The organism is Cytophaga sp. (assembly GCF_051961495.1).
Classification (GTDB): Bacteria; Bacteroidota; Bacteroidia; order Cytophagales; family Cytophagaceae; genus Cytophaga.
The window spans coordinates 1-13,177 of the sequence record NZ_JBQCDF010000291.1 but is presented as its reverse complement, the minus strand read 5'-3'; the positions used below and the strand labels follow the sequence as shown (position 1 = coordinate 13,177).

The window sequence follows — 13,177 nt, the reverse complement described above, 5'->3', positions numbered from 1 at the left end:
CGCCAATACTACTTGATGAAGCAATTGATTTCACGCCTTCAATGCCATTGATTGCTTTTTCAAGCGGGTATGTAATCTGAGATTCAATTACCTCGGCGCTTGCACCGGCATACCCTACACGAACAGAAACTACAGGAGGGTCAATTACAGGAAATTCCCGGACTCCCAATTTCTGATAACCAAGATATCCAAACAGAAGAATGATTGCATTCATTACAATCGTCAATACCGGCCTCTTTATACTAATGGTTGATAAGCTCATACAGCAATCAATTCGTTTTCTTTCCTTGTGTAATTTTAACCGGTGTATTTTTTTTCAATTGAAAATTCCCCTTTACAACAACAGAATCTCCTGCAGTAAGACCGGAGAGAACCTGCACGTTATCTGCTGTACGCAAACCGGTCTCTACAATCCGATCTTCCGCTATTCCATTTTTTACTACATAAACTTTTTTCCCCGTCAAAAAGGGTATAATTGTTTCAGTTGGCACAAACAAACTTCCCGTTTTATGATTTAAAAGAAGTTCAACATGTGTAAAAGCTCCCGGTAATAACCGTCCATCAGGATTGCGGCTTAATGCCCGGTAACGAACGCTTCTACTCCCGGCATCAACCATAGGATCTTTAACAATGATAGTAGCTGTATATGTGCTTGCAGCCCCCTCTGTTCTAAAAGAAATAACATCGCCCGCATTAAACATATTGGTATATTTTTCTGGAAGAGAAAATTCGATCTTCACAGGATCTAACTGATGAATATATGCCACTGTAACAGCAGGAGTCAGGTAGCTTCCGACACTTACATTACGAATACCAATAACACCATCAAAAGGTGCGTGTATTTCCGTCTTTGCAAGCAATGCCCGATGGTAGGCACTATCTGTCTTTAATGATTTAAGGTCTGCGAGTGCTATATCATATTCTTCCTGACTGACTCCGGATTTTTTTAGCAGTTGCCGTTGACGCGCCTCAGATTGTTCAGCCAATCGCAAGCGTATATTAATTTTTTCAAGCTGCGCCTGAAGATCAGCATCGTTTACTTTAAGCAGTAATGTACCGGCTTTTACACGTTGTCCTTCGGGAAGATTTAAATAGGTTATAACACCGCTCGCCTCCACCTTTAATGCAGCTTCTTCATTCGCGACAATCGTTCCGCTCGCATAGATATGATCCTGAAACGCATCATCACCAACAACACATACGGTTACCGGGACAGGCGATTTTTTATCTTTACCGGAGTTAGCCCCGCCAGCTTTTTGTAATGGAAAAAAAACAAGCTTTATTGCAATTAATATGCCTATACCAATTGTAGTAAGTATATATGGTTTTATTTTTTTCATGTGGTTCGCTTGCGTAATAACCCGTTATGTTTTACTTCTGCAAAATGAAACACGGGGTATCTTTTAAATAGATCCGGTAAGCAATTTATTCAAAACGACTTATTTCATGTAATAAATTCCTGTATCTTACCACCTGCAGCCCTCTGGATTCATACCTATAAAAAAAATTAAAAAATACTCAGAGCTACCATTATACTACTAACAAAAAATCCCGGCACTTTCATACCAGGATCTTCATATTAAACAAACAACTTTAAATCAAACTGCTTTTGAAAACTGAACCTTGGCAACCTGGTCTGACCAATAACGCAGATCAAAAGCCATGCAGATGTTTCTTAAAAAACCCATGCCTACTAAAGTTACGGCTAATGAATTTTCTTTCAGCTGAATCAATCCGTCTGCTTCAAGGTCCTTCAGCCTTACTAAAATATTATCCGATAGTTCTCCTTTTTTCCATTGTGTTTTATATTCGCACATAACCGACAATATATGAGTACGAATCTTCAGGTCTTCCGCAGTTAATAGATGGCCTTTAAAAATCGGAATAATATCCTGTGCAATCAATTTCTGATAATCTTCTACTGTTTTAACATTTTGTGCAAATGCTCCCCAGGTATCACTAATCGCTGAAACGCCCAAGCCTATGGAAAACGCAGTATGCAGCGCTGTATAACCCATAAAATTTCGATGCAGTTTTCCTGTCTTTGCCGCAAGCGTAAGCTCATCATCCGGCAATGCAAAATGATCCATGCCAATATCTTCATAGCCAGCTCGCTCAAACATAGCTTGCCCGGTCGTATACAGTTCTCTTTTATATGCATCTGCCGGTAAATCTGCTTCGGTGTATTTCCTTTGGCCCGGCTTTAACCAGGGTACGTGCGCATAACTGTAAAAAGCAATCCGGTCCGGCTTCAGCTCAATTACCTTTTCAATCGTAGTAGTTATACTTTCTATGGTTTGCAATGGTAACCCATATACAAGATCATAATTCACCGACGTGTAACCGATTGTACGTGCCTGTTCCGTGACGCGGATGACATTTTCAATTGGCTGGACCCGGTTAATAATTTCCTGTACACGACGTTCAAAATCCTGGATACCAAAACTCACCCGTCTGAATCCAAGTTCATACAATACTTTTAAATGCCCTTCGGTGGTATTGTTCGGATGTCCTTCAAAACTATACGATGTATGTTCAGGAATAATACAATCCCAAATGATTGACCGTATCAGGAACTCCAGATTTTTAGGATTGAAAAATGTTGGGGTGCCGCCGCCTAAATGAAGCTCAGTAAGAACAGGCTTTTCTTTGAATAAGTTAAGATATAATTTCCATTCTTTAAGAACAGCTTTTATATAAGGCATTTCAACAGCATGATTCACGGTGATGCGTGTATTGCAACCACAATAGGTACAGAGACTTTCGCAGAATGGCAAATGTATATATAAGCTGATGCCGCCGTTTTTATTTGCATGCGCAAAATTTGAACGTACCTCATATTCCCATTGCACCTTTTTAAAGGCTGCTGTATTCCAGGAAGGAACCGTAGGATAACTCGTATACCTCGGACACGGAACATTGTATTTTTGCACCAGTTGTTTTGAGTTCATAGTTTCCATATACATCAATGACAAGTCGTTTGAGCACAACAGTTTTTTTCAGCAGAAGGACTCACATAAGGAATCCCTAGATTCATTCCACGCAGGATCAATAATACACCTAAGGTACACACAAATACAGGCACTACTTTTTGAAAAATCTGTTTCATACCTACAGGTACATAATTTTTGCTGAATACCAATGCAGACATGGCTGGTATTGTACCCAAGCCAAACAACAACATATACAATGTTCCTTGCAACACATCGCCGGTAGCTACAGCACCTATGACCGCAATCGAAACCAATCCGCATGGCAGCAGGCCATTCAACAAGCCTATAAGAAATAAGGAAGAAAATGTATGGGACCTTAAACGGGTAGCAATCGAATGCTTCAAGACCTGTATGTATGGAACTCCTGCAATAGTTTTTCCTGAAAATACATTTTTGAAAAATATCGGAAACAGGATAAGCAGGATTAACAGGCTGCCTGAAATGATTGATAATGCCTGTTGCAAACCTGCCAGATAAAATGCAGTACCCAGCATACCCAATAAAGCACCAAGCACGCTATAAGTAACAACTCTGCCCGCGTTGTAAATAAGCATAGCGAGTAGTCTTAATCCTTTATCTGAAGTATGAACCGGCAGGACAAGCGCGATTGGCCCGCACATGCCTATGCAATGCAGACTACCAAATATTCCCATTAAAAAGCCGGCCCAGATCATTTTATTTTATATAAATTTTTTCTTCTGTATAGAAAGGAGTTGTATTCCCCTGCCAATCAATATGGACTACATAACTTCCTTTAGAAAGTAACGACTTTGAATAATTTTGTTTTCTATTGGAAAGCAAGATCGGCAATTCAAGATCCTTGGAAATATCCGAAGGTCTGTACAGTCTGATCTTTCCTGACACATTGCTGTCTGCATATTGTTCAGGAAAAATAAATTGTATCGAGTCTGCCGTCTGTATAATTTCTACGGCTGCATGCAACTGTTGAGTATTAGCAAGCTTGTCAATTTTCTGCTGATAGGCAATCTCCTTAGCATAATAATCTTCAGTCACCAGCTCGGTGTTAATGCTAAATGTTTTATATACCAGAAACAGAATAAATAAAACAAAGCATGCAAAGAAGATCGCAATATAATTTCCCCAATGTAGTTTCATGATACCTATGGTTTATATTTATAATACCGGCCCTACAAACGAAGTACTCACTTCATCAATCAACTTGCTGCCTTCATAGATGCCAATAGTAATAGGTGTTTTGATCGAATGAATATCTTTCTGATCAAGGATAACGAATAAAGCGCCTTCAGAAATAGCATTCGGAACAATTTCAGGAATATGCCCCACCAATTTAATTTCACCGGCATGACTGGTAATCTTAAAGGTAATCGGCAAGGTATCTCTTGTTTTATTTACAACTTTAAAATTATATAAATTACTGTAATGGTCATTCCCCTGATCCTGGTAAAGCATACCAGGCGTACGCAGAATCGTTGTTTCCACATCGGGTCTTGTAATCAGTAAAGCTGTAAATGAAAGGAGCAATACAACTAAAATGATCGTATACCCAATAACTTTTTTAGTCCAGATGAAACCTGTTTTATTTTGAATACCTTCTTCAGATGTGTAACGGATCAACCCTCTGGGCTTACCAATCTTATCCATGATACTATCGCATTCATCAATGCATGCGGTACAATTGATGCATTCCATCTGCACCCCGTTACGGATATCAATACCCGTAGGGCACACATGCACGCACTGGTGACAGTCGATACAGTCGCCTTTGCCAGCAGCTTCACGGTCTTCCCCGCGTTTTAAATGTGCCCTGCTCTCGCCTCTGACATAATCATAGGCAACGTTAATGGATTTTTTATCCAGCATCACGCCCTGTAAACGTCCATACGGACAGATCGTCGTACAGATCTGCTCTCTGAAGCGGGCATACACACCATAGAAAACAAATGTAAAAATCAGGATGGCAACAAAACCACCTAAATGATTCAGTGGATTATCCGATACAATCTTCCACCACTCATCTGTACCAATGATATAAGTTAAAAACAGATTGGAAATAATAAACGAAAAGGTAAAGAAGATGAAATGCTTGGAGAATTTTTTAAAAAACTTATCCAGGGAAAGCGGGGCTTTATTTAAAGCAATCTGGCTTCTGTAATCGCCTTCAATCCAGTATTCAATTTTACGGAAAACCATTTCCATAAAAATGGTCTGCGGACAGGCCCAGCCACAAAAAACCCTGCCGTATACTACCGTAAAGAGTACAATAAATACTACAAAGGATATCATGGCCAGTAAGAATAAATGAAAGTCCTGCGGCCAGAAAATAATTCCGAACAGTATAAACTTACGTTCAAGAACATTCAATAATATTAAAGGATCACCTTTAATACGGATAAATGGTGCGGTAATAAAAAGCAGCAGAAAAGCATAACTCACGTAATTACGGGCAGTTGTAAAAAAACCTTTCGGTTTTTTAGGGTAAACCCATACACGTTTGCCAGCGGCATCTACGGTTGATATATGATCTCTGAAAGATTCATCAATATGACTATTATACTCTTCCACTACTTTATTATTCTCCTGAATAAAATTATTTATTTAACCAATTCTCCCTGCGGTGCTTTTGCATTCGGAGGGTTCGTTCCCTTAAGACTTAATATATAGCTTGCGGCTTGCTGAATCTGCACCGGGCTGATCTGTGTCTGCCATGCAATCATCCCCTTTTCAGGCACACCATATTTGATGGTCTTAAATACACTTTTAATATCGCCGCCATGCAACCAATATGCATCTGTAAAATTAGGACCTACTCCTCCCTCACCCAATTTACCATGACATGCGGCACAGTTTTCGTCAAAAAGAATTTTACCTTCTTTCAATGCCGCAGCATCCGTTAACATCGTCGCAGAATTCTCATCGACTTTACTTGCATGCAGCTTCATTTCTTCAGCAGCGGCAAGTATTTCCTGTTCATATTCCTGTGTTTGGTTATCACCATATTTCATTACAGTGAAATAAGAAAAATATACGACTGCAAACACCACTGTTGCATAAAACAAATACAGCCACCAGGTTGGCAGATTGTTATCAAGCTCTATGATACCATCATAGTTGTGATCCAGCATAATTTCGTGCTCACGTTCAATCGGTACAGCATCTGTAAAATCAAATAGTGGTTTTGCTTCCTTGCCGTTTGCATACATTACCTGCATAGCTATGCTCATGTAATACAGGAAATATATAAAAGCCAGCAACAAGACAATCAGCGTACTCAGAACAAAGATCAGGATTACTGAACTTGAATCAGAAACAGACGGCGCAGGTACTTCAGCAGCAATGCTGGTAGCAAAAGCCGAATGAATCATAAGCAAAAAAGAAACAACAAAGAAAACACTCTTTTTCATATACCTGTTTTAATTATGCGTTAGAAGAATTTCGTGCACCATCCTCCAGCGGAAGATTCGACATTTTAGCAATGCTTTCTTTACTTTCCATGAATACCCAAATGGCTACAACCAAAAAGAAAACAAAGAAGACAATAAAGGATATAAGCGGATAGATTTCAATTCCGCCGATAGAAGACATGTGGTATTTTATAAACTTGAGCATATCCTTATTTAGTTGAAGTTGAATCTTTCATTTTAATATCTGTACCTAAACGCTGCAGGTAAGCGATCATGGCAATAATCTCTTTATCCTTACTCACTTTGATTTTATCTTCAGCAAGTTTCTGTACGATCGCTTCAGCCTGGGCATCCATTTCTTTACGCACCGTTGTTTCATATCCTTCAGGATATGGTACGCCAAGCGTACGCATGGCTGCAATTTTCTTTTCCGTATCAGGTGTACTCAACGTATTTTCCAATAAGAAAGCATATGAAGGCATAATCGAGTTTGGAGAAGTAATGGTCGGATCCATCATATGGTTATAATGCCATGAATGTGGATACTTCCCCCCTACACGATGCAGATCGGGTCCTGTTCTTTTCGATCCCCAAAGGTGTGGGTGATCGTATACAAATTCCCCTGCTTTGGAATATTCACCATAACGAACCGTTTCAGAACGGAACGGACGGATCATTTGAGAGTGGCAGTTGTTGCAACCTTCACGGATATAAATATCACGGCCTTCCAATTCAAGCGCAGTATAAGGTTTCACCGACGCGATCGTTGGGATATTTGATTTCACCAGGAAAGTCGGGATCATTTCAACCAAGCCACCAATCAGAATAACAACCAAACTGAATACCATTAACTGAACGGGCTTACGCTCGATCCAACGGTGCCAGTGCTCACCAGCGTGCTTCGTATATACGGGAGCCAATGCCGGTGCTTCTGCAGCTTCGTCTTTTTCAAATGCAGTAGCTGCAGCTACCGTTTTAATAATATTGTAACACATTACAATAACACCCGTCAGATAAAACACACCACCCAAGGCACGCAACATATACATGGTACGTAATTGCAATACTGTTTCAAGGAAGTTCGGATAGGCTAATACACCATCTGCCGTAAATTCTTTCCACATGGCACTTTGTGTAAAGCCAGCCCAATACATTGGAAGCGCATAGAACAAGATACCAAGTGTGCCGATCCAGAAATGGAAGTTTGCAAGCTTGATAGAGAACAATTCGGTTTTATACATTCTTGGAATCAGCCAGTAGATCATACCGAACGTCAGGAAACCATTCCAGCCCAGTGCGCCAACGTGTACGTGCGCTACGATCCAGTCTGTATAGTGTGCAATGGCATTTACACTTTTCAATGACAACATAGGCCCTTCAAACGTTGCCATACCATAAGCAGTAATAGCTACCACGAAGAATTTTAATACAGGTTCTACACGAACTTTATCCCAAACACCACGCAACGTTAATAAACCATTCAGCATACCTCCCCATGATGGAGCGATCAACATAACAGAGAATACAACACCAAGGGATTGCGCCCAATCCGGCAATGCTGTATACAACAAGTGGTGTGGACCTGCCCAGATATACATAAAGATCAATGCCCAGAAGTGTATGATGGATAGTCTGTAAGAATATACAGGTCTGTTTGCTGCCTTAGGAACAAAATAATACATAAGGCCTAAGTATGGCGTTGTTAAAAAGAATGCAACAGCATTGTGACCATACCACCATTGCACAAGCGCATCCTGAACACCAGCATACCAGGAATAACTTTTCAGAAATGTTACCGGAATTTCAAATGAGTTTACCAGGTGCAATACGGCAACAGTTACAAACGTACCAATATAAAACCAGATCGCGACATATAAGTGTTGTTCTCTCCTTTTCAGAATTGTACCAAACATATTCCAACCGAAAACAACCCAGATCAATGTAATGGCAATATCAATCGGCCATTCCAGCTCAGCGTATTCCTTGCTGGTAGTGATACCAAACGGCAGTGTTGCAACAGCTGCAACGATGATTAACTGCCAGCCCCAGAAATTGACCCGGCTTAGTGCATCACTAAACATACGCGCTTTGCACAAACGCTGTAGGGAATAATAAACACCGGCAAAAATACCATTACCTACAAAAGCAAAAATGACAGCATTCGTGTGTAAGGGACGAATCCGGCCAAAGGTTGTAAAGTCTGTGAAGTTCAGTATTGGATACACCAATTGCAATGCGGCGAATAAACCGACCAGCATACCAATTACACCCCAGATCATGGTAGCAAAAAGAAAATTCCGAACGATTATATTATCGTAAGAAAATTTTTCGAGCGTGTTGTTATTCATATACTCTATTTATTATTGTTAGTTGTTTTCTTTTGGGGAACATCATCAAAAAGCATTCGATACGCCGGAGTATCTTCATCGTCGTACTGACCGTTATTTATAGACCAGAAACACGCTACCAAAAAGCCAATGGCAACAAATAAACTGATTCCGATCAAAATAAATAAAACACTCATATGTGATGCTGTTATTGATGAAACAAAGTAAACCAAGTCACAGATGTTATAACATGAGATTCAATATTGAATTCAATGACAATTATCATATTTAACAATAAAGCGAAACTTTATTGTTATTAAACTGATACATAAAAACTGCAAGCCGGATTAAAAATTTTCAGTTTTAATATTTATAAAAACTACGATCATGTGGTTAAGACAAACAACTAAAACAGTAAAAAACAACCTTAAAAGTGTGCCTTATAAAGAATAACTGATCGTAGCATTTTCAATTTAAATATGAAGCAATATTCATTTATATGCAATTTCTATTACCATTTTTTTCAATTCCATTCCTACAAACCGAACATAAAATAAAATTAAAAAAATGCCTGAATATCAATAGATACGCAGCAATCAAACCCTATTTAGAGTCATTTTAAATAATATCCATTCCATTATTATTATACTTTCAAATGATTCATCCACCCATCTGCCATGACTTTTATCATCTCTAAAAGAAACAGGTATAAGTAGTTTTGTACTGTTCAATCGTACAAAATTAACTTCACATGATTATTCTGTTATTCTTTATCGCGCATTGGTATCTGTCACTATTCATGCAAACATTCTTCTTGCACCGGTATGCTGCGCATCAGATGTTCACCATGAGCAAAGGATGGGAAAAATTCTTTTACATCCTGACCTGGCTGTTCCAGGGTTCTTCTTATTTAAGTCCGTATGCTTATGGGGTTATGCACCGCATGCACCATGCCTTTGCAGATACAGATAAAGATCCGCATTCACCTCAATATTCCAGTGGTTTATTTGATATGATGTGGAAGACGAAACATATTTATAACGATATTTTACATGATCGTGCGAACATTGATCCGAAATTCAAAAAGAATGTTCCTTACTGGGGCTTTGCAGAAAAGATTGGTGACAACTGGTTCTCCCGCATTGCCTGGGGTACTGCCTACACCTTGTTTTATGTTCATTTCGCCACACACTGGTGGATGTTTTTGCTGCTTCCGATTCATTATCTGATGGGGCCGGTACATGGTGCAATTATTAACTGGTTTGCGCATAAATACGGTTATATAAATTTTGTTGTAAATGATACAGCAAAGAATCTATTACCGGTCGACTTTTTAATGTTTGGGGAAGGTTATCACAACAATCACCACAAACTCGGCGGACGTGCAAACTTCGGTGTGAAGTGGCATGAATTTGATCCGGCCTATCCTTTTATTCTTGTCTTCAATGCTTTTCATATTATTAAATTGAAAAAGAATAATGATCTGAATTATATGTAATGTAGATAGTAGTCAGCAATCAGTTATAAACAGAAAAGGCGTTCGTGAAGATTAATTCACGAACGCCTTTTCTGTTTACAGCAGTTTATCTCTATTCATTCAAATGTGTTACCAGCAAAGGGATGCGGCTATGGAAAGCCATTTCCCGGGTATTGCTTTTAGAAATCAGTTTCTTGAAAAACCTTTTTTCACTTTTTGCCATACATATAAGATCCACGTAGAAAGAGGTTATATTTTTTTCCAGGCCATCAAACACACTTTCGTCGTGTGTAACATTGTAGGAAATATTATTATACGATAATTCTGCCGCTGTTAAATCAGCAAGCTGATCCATACGGCTATCTTCTTCAGTAAATTTTTCCGCATCGGTATTGATATGAGAAACTATGATCTCAGCTTCAAACATGCGGGCAAGGGTACATATTTTTTCCAGGACTTTTTCATCTCCTTTTTTAAAATCAGTAGCATACAGAATTTTCTTAATGCTCCTGTAATTGCACTTAACAGGAATAACCAGCACAGGACAGCTTACGTGTTCGAATATAGTAACAGAAGTTGTTCCGAAAAATAAACCATCCAAACCGCTGGCACCGCTTGTTCCAGTAACAATCATATCTATTTTAAAATCTGCTACAGCCTGTTTGATGTCATCGGCAAGCAAACCTACGGCCACTTGTTTTTCACAGGAAATTCCATGCGATTTAAATGATTTTACAATTTCCTCCAGTTTCTGATCTACTTCGGCAGCATTATCGAACATACCGGTATAAACAGTATCAAGCATTTCATTGGCTACAACAACAAGTTTGCTGTTATGAAAAAGAACAACATGACATTTGATTGTACGGGCAAAGTGCTTGAGGTATTCCACTGCATTGGCAGACACTTCAGAAAAATCTACAGGAATTAAAATATTTTTCATATTGAAACGGATTAAAAAGTTTTGATACTATAAGATACATTATTTTACAATAAACACCAATACATAAATCTCCTTACCGATTGACACGTTATCTACAGGAGAATTTAATTTCAACAGAAATATCTGCCGAAAAATTATTTATTTTTGAGTTCCAACCTGCGGGCTAATCGATTGGTGGAAATAACCACCAGCAAAACCACGGATACAGAACTTGCCGGCATGATGATAGCTGCCGCCAATGGTGTGAAGAGCCCATTTACAGCCATCGTGATCACAACAACATTATACAGCAATGAAAATAGTAATGTTGCTTTCACGGTTGTTACAGTACCCTTGCAAAAACGTATTACTCCTGCCAAAAGACTTACTGACGAAGCATCGAGGATTCCATCACACGAAGGAGAAAAATTATATACATTTTCAGAAACAGAAATTCCTACATCACTTTGTTTTAATGCACCGGCATCATTCAATCCATCGCCAACCATCAATACACGTTTGCCGGCTTGTTGTAATTCTTTAATAAAAGAAAGTTTATCTTCCGGTGTCTGGTTAAAAAACAGCGAGCTCGGCTCCGGAAATAATGTAGCCAGATATGCTTGTTCTGAATTATTATCGCCCGATAAAACATAAATCTTTTTATCGGCTGACAGTTCTCTAACCAATGTATCCAGATCTTCCCGATACACATGCTGAATACTGAAATATCCGCGGTAAACCGAATCAATGGATACATACACTCCTGACGCGACAGGCTTTTGACCATCCGGAGCATTGGTAAAGGAAGCAGAGCCGGCACGTACTGCTATACCATCCGTAATCCCCATAAGACCTTTAGAAGCGACTTCATTAAAATTTACCAATGAAATGTCTGATGCAAATTCCTGTAAAAAAGCTGCCAGCTTCACACTCAAAGGGTGTGTCGAATGTTGCACAAGTGAATAAATCATTGCTTTTTCTCTATCACTCAATACATCACCTTCATATTGAATGGCCGCGGCATCAATCTTTGTGATGGTGCCTGTTTTATGAAATACAACCGTATCAACAGCATCCATGTTTTCAACCACATCTGTGCAGCGTAAAAACAAACCTCGTTTAGCCAATTTACGAAGAGCATTCCCATAAGCAAACGGAATGGATAAGGCCAGCGCGCACGGACAAGCGACAATCAACACAGCTGTAAGTGCACTAAATGCTTTATGTACATCAATGAAATACCAATAACCAAAGGTGGCAACACTGATGATCAATAAGGCAATGGTAAAATTTCTGGCAAAAGAATCTGCCAATGCTGATACACCAGTCTTAGAAGTTTTTTTTGTAAAAACTTCATCGTTCCATAATTGCAGCAGCTGACTCTGAACAACTTCTTTCTCTATACGAATATGAATCTTTTCTCTTGTCTGGCGACCTCCTGCATACAGCATTTCTCCGGCAGTTTTTTTCACAGGGGTTGATTCGCCGGTTACAAAACTATAATCGATATAAGCCGCTTCACTCAATAAAACAGCATCCGCAGGAATAATCTCCTGTGAACGGATAATAATCTCATCACCTTTTACCAGATCTTTTAGTAAAACAGCTTGCTGCGTCTTATTTGTCACCCGTGTTACAGCCACAGGAAAATAGGATTGATAATCACGTTCAAAAGACATCGCCTGGTACACCTTACCCTGGTACCATTTACCGATCAATAAAAAAAAGATCAGTCCGGTAAGTGAATCAAAATAACCGGTACCGGTATGTGTTACTACTTCATAAACACTGCGTGAAAAAAGAGCTGTCATGCCTGTAACAATAGGGAGATCAAGATTGATAAGTCTATTTTTCAATCCCGCCCAGGCTGAAGTATAAAATTCTGATGCCGCAAGAAATAATACCAATGCACCCAAAACAATGGATATATATCCGAATAGGCCTGCATAATTTTGCTCCTGTACAATATCCAGGCCCAGATATTCAGGAAAGCTCATCAACATAATATTAGATGAACAGAAACCTGCCAGTGCAATTTTATAATAAACCGAACGATCTGTTGCAGGTATTTCTTT

13 protein-coding genes are annotated in these 13,177 nt (G+C 39.2%); 1 reads left to right on the top strand and 12 read right to left on the bottom strand.

Going from position 1 to position 13,177, the window contains the following annotated elements:
• The 10 genes from ACTHJT_RS16415 to ccoS all read right to left on the bottom strand — a co-directional run.
• Positions 1-262, bottom strand: a 262-nt coding sequence (locus ACTHJT_RS16415) for an efflux RND transporter permease subunit (protein ID WP_440240196.1), incomplete at its 3' end; no start/stop codon positions are given.
• A gap of 7 nt (positions 263-269) precedes the next feature.
• Positions 270-1,340 carry an efflux RND transporter periplasmic adaptor subunit gene (locus tag ACTHJT_RS16410; protein ID WP_440240194.1) on the bottom strand — a complete coding sequence of 357 codons (1,071 nt, stop codon included), beginning with the start codon at positions 1,338-1,340 and terminating at the stop codon, positions 270-272.
• Positions 1,341-1,598: 258 nt separating this feature from the next.
• The gene (gene hemN, locus ACTHJT_RS16405; protein ID WP_440240192.1) at positions 1,599-2,951 is read right to left on the bottom strand and encodes an oxygen-independent coproporphyrinogen III oxidase; all 1,353 of its coding nucleotides are present in this window, start codon (positions 2,949-2,951) and stop codon (positions 1,599-1,601) included.
• A gap of 14 nt (positions 2,952-2,965) precedes the next feature.
• The gene (locus tag ACTHJT_RS16400) at positions 2,966-3,667 is read right to left on the bottom strand and encodes a sulfite exporter TauE/SafE family protein (protein ID WP_440240190.1); all 702 of its coding nucleotides are present in this window, start codon (positions 3,665-3,667) and stop codon (positions 2,966-2,968) included.
• 1 nt (position 3,668) lies between these two features.
• Complete coding sequence (locus tag ACTHJT_RS16395; protein WP_440240188.1) at positions 3,669-4,109, bottom strand: FixH family protein; 441 nt, start codon at positions 4,107-4,109, stop codon at positions 3,669-3,671.
• A gap of 18 nt (positions 4,110-4,127) precedes the next feature.
• Entirely contained in the window at positions 4,128-5,537 is a 1,410-nt protein-coding gene (ccoG, locus tag ACTHJT_RS16390) for a cytochrome c oxidase accessory protein CcoG (RefSeq protein ID WP_440240186.1), read from the bottom strand.
• A 29-nt stretch (positions 5,538-5,566) separates the two neighbouring features.
• Positions 5,567-6,376, bottom strand: a complete 810-nt coding sequence (locus ACTHJT_RS16385) for a cbb3-type cytochrome c oxidase N-terminal domain-containing protein (RefSeq protein WP_440240184.1) — start codon at positions 6,374-6,376, stop codon at positions 5,567-5,569.
• Positions 6,377-6,389: 13 nt separating this feature from the next.
• Complete coding sequence (locus ACTHJT_RS16380; RefSeq protein WP_440240182.1) at positions 6,390-6,581, bottom strand: CcoQ/FixQ family Cbb3-type cytochrome c oxidase assembly chaperone; 192 nt, start codon at positions 6,579-6,581, stop codon at positions 6,390-6,392.
• Between the two features lie 4 nt (positions 6,582-6,585).
• Complete coding sequence (ccoN, locus tag ACTHJT_RS16375; protein ID WP_440240180.1) at positions 6,586-8,724, bottom strand: cytochrome-c oxidase, cbb3-type subunit I; 2,139 nt, start codon at positions 8,722-8,724, stop codon at positions 6,586-6,588.
• Positions 8,725-8,729: 5 nt separating this feature from the next.
• Complete coding sequence (gene ccoS, locus ACTHJT_RS16370) at positions 8,730-8,900, bottom strand: cbb3-type cytochrome oxidase assembly protein CcoS (protein ID WP_440240178.1); 171 nt, start codon at positions 8,898-8,900, stop codon at positions 8,730-8,732.
• Positions 8,901-9,454: 554 nt separating this feature from the next.
• On the opposite strand from ccoS, the gene ACTHJT_RS16365 reads away from it, so the two are divergent.
• A complete protein-coding gene (locus ACTHJT_RS16365; protein ID WP_440240176.1) occupies positions 9,455-10,201 on the top strand; it encodes an acyl-CoA desaturase in 747 nt (248 codons plus the stop codon).
• 91 nt (positions 10,202-10,292) lie between these two features.
• Here ACTHJT_RS16365 and ACTHJT_RS16360 read toward each other — a convergent pair whose 3' ends face one another.
• Both ACTHJT_RS16360 and ACTHJT_RS16355 read right to left on the bottom strand, forming a co-directional pair.
• Positions 10,293-11,123 carry a universal stress protein gene (locus tag ACTHJT_RS16360; protein ID WP_440240174.1) on the bottom strand — a complete coding sequence of 277 codons (831 nt, stop codon included), beginning with the start codon at positions 11,121-11,123 and terminating at the stop codon, positions 10,293-10,295.
• A gap of 134 nt (positions 11,124-11,257) precedes the next feature.
• Positions 11,258-13,177, bottom strand: a 1,920-nt coding sequence (locus ACTHJT_RS16355) for a heavy metal translocating P-type ATPase (RefSeq protein WP_440240172.1), incomplete at its 5' end; no start/stop codon positions are given.

What these genes read in the sequence shown, in the direction of transcription:
- ACTHJT_RS16410 (WP_440240194.1), bottom strand. Translation starts at nt 1,340, where the DNA reads ATGAAAAAAATAAAACCATATATACTTACTACAATTGGTATAGGCATA.
- hemN (WP_440240192.1), bottom strand. Translation starts at nt 2,951, where the DNA reads ATGAACTCAAAACAACTGGTGCAAAAATACAATGTTCCGTGTCCGAGG.
- ACTHJT_RS16400 (WP_440240190.1), bottom strand. Translation starts at nt 3,667, where the DNA reads ATGATCTGGGCCGGCTTTTTAATGGGAATATTTGGTAGTCTGCATTGC.
- ACTHJT_RS16395 (WP_440240188.1), bottom strand. Translation starts at nt 4,109, where the DNA reads ATGAAACTACATTGGGGAAATTATATTGCGATCTTCTTTGCATGCTTT.
- ACTHJT_RS16385 (WP_440240184.1), bottom strand. Translation starts at nt 6,376, where the DNA reads ATGAAAAAGAGTGTTTTCTTTGTTGTTTCTTTTTTGCTTATGATTCAT.
- ACTHJT_RS16380 (WP_440240182.1), bottom strand. Translation starts at nt 6,581, where the DNA reads ATGCTCAAGTTTATAAAATACCACATGTCTTCTATCGGCGGAATTGAA.
- ccoN (WP_440240180.1), bottom strand. Translation starts at nt 8,724, where the DNA reads ATGAATAACAACACGCTCGAAAAATTTTCTTACGATAATATAATCGTT.
- ccoS (WP_440240178.1), bottom strand. Translation starts at nt 8,900, where the DNA reads ATGAGTGTTTTATTTATTTTGATCGGAATCAGTTTATTTGTTGCCATT.
- ACTHJT_RS16365 (WP_440240176.1), top strand. Translation starts at nt 9,455, where the DNA reads ATGATTATTCTGTTATTCTTTATCGCGCATTGGTATCTGTCACTATTC.
- ACTHJT_RS16360 (WP_440240174.1), bottom strand. Translation starts at nt 11,123, where the DNA reads ATGAAAAATATTTTAATTCCTGTAGATTTTTCTGAAGTGTCTGCCAAT.